Consider the following 1,402-nt stretch of genomic DNA (forward strand, 5'->3'; position numbering starts at 1 on the left):
GGGGAAGGGGTCAGGGCCTTCACGATCAGCAGCGACCAAGCAGCTGACAAGAGAAGACCCTGACGTGTCTCACTGTACGTGTGAGTCCGGTGCGTCGTGGTGCGCCCGGACCGATGAAGTGTTCGGTGTCGAGGGCGTGCATGTCCTCGACGCGACTCGCCGCGACGACGGCACGCTGGTGCTCGAGGTGGAGACCGATCAGGTGCTGGCGGGCTGCGTCTCGTGCGGGGTGGTCGCGGTCGGGCACGGCCGCCGTGTGGTGCGCCTGCATGACTCCCCGTGTTTCGGGCGGCCGGTGTTGGTGCGGTGGCGTAAGCGGGTCTGGCGCTGTGCCGAGGCGGCGTGCCCGGTCTCGACCTGGACCGAGGAGCACGGCTTTGCCGGCAAGCGGTCCAAGCTCACAGCTCGGGCGATCTGCTGGGCGGCCGATGCGTTGCGCCACGACGACACCACGGTGTCGGCGATCGCGCGTCATCTGGGGGTGGACTGGCACACCGCCTGGGCGGCAATCAAGGTCGAGGCGACTCGTCGGGTGAACACCCGCGGGCGTCTGAGCGGGGTGCGGACGCTGGGGGTGGACGAGCACATCTGGCGTCCCTCGATGCGCGCCACCAACAAGGCGGTCACGATCATGGTCGACCTGACCCGCGACGACAGCGGCTGCCTGCACGCGCGGTTGCTGGACGCGGTCGAGGGCCGCTCCGGCGCGGTCTACGCCGACTGGCTCAAGACCGAGGGCCTCGAGGTCACCGCGACCGTCGAGCACGCCGCGCTCGACCCGTTCCGCGGCTATGCCAACGCGATCCGCGACGAACTCCCCGAGGCGGTCGCGGTGCTGGACGCCTTCCACGTGGTAAAGCTCGGCTCCACCGCGCTCGATGAGGTCCGCCGCCGGGTCCAGCAAGAGACCCTGGGCCGACGAGGCTTGAAGGACGACCCGTTGTATCGGATCCGGCGGACCCTGATGACCGGGACCGAGCACCTCACCAGCAAGCAGAAGTCCCGGCTCGAACAACACCTACCCCTCGGCGACCCGAACGGCGAGGTGCACCTCGCCTGGCAGGCTTACCAGCGGCTCCGCGCGATCTACCACGCCACCACCGCAACAGGGGGACACCGACTGGCCGAGCACGTCATCGCCACCTTCCACACCTGCCCCATCCCCGAGATCGCCAGGCTCGGCCGAACCCTGCGCGCCTGGCGCGACCAGATCCTGGCCTACTTCGCCACCGATGGAGTGAACAACGGCGGCACCGAGGCCATCAACGGCGTCATCGAGAAGACCAGACGGCTCGCCCACGGCTTCCGCAACTTCACCAACTACCGGCTACGCATCCTGCTCGCCGCCGACGGCACCCGGCCCTATCGACGAACACCGAACCACGCCTGATTCCGAAGAGCC

1 protein-coding gene is annotated in these 1,402 nt (G+C 68.8%); it reads left to right on the forward strand.

Annotated features, from left to right (window positions below; genetic code table 11):
• The first annotated feature begins 118 nt into the window (after positions 1 to 118).
• On the forward strand, positions 119 to 1,390 hold the full coding sequence (locus EV644_RS44310) for an ISL3 family transposase (protein WP_199240403.1): 1,272 nt from the start codon (positions 119 to 121) through the stop codon (positions 1,388 to 1,390).
• The last annotated feature ends 12 nt before the right edge of the window (positions 1,391 to 1,402 follow it).

Source organism: Kribbella orskensis, from assembly GCF_004342085.1.
Classification (GTDB): domain Bacteria; phylum Actinomycetota; class Actinomycetes; order Propionibacteriales; family Kribbellaceae; genus Kribbella; species Kribbella orskensis.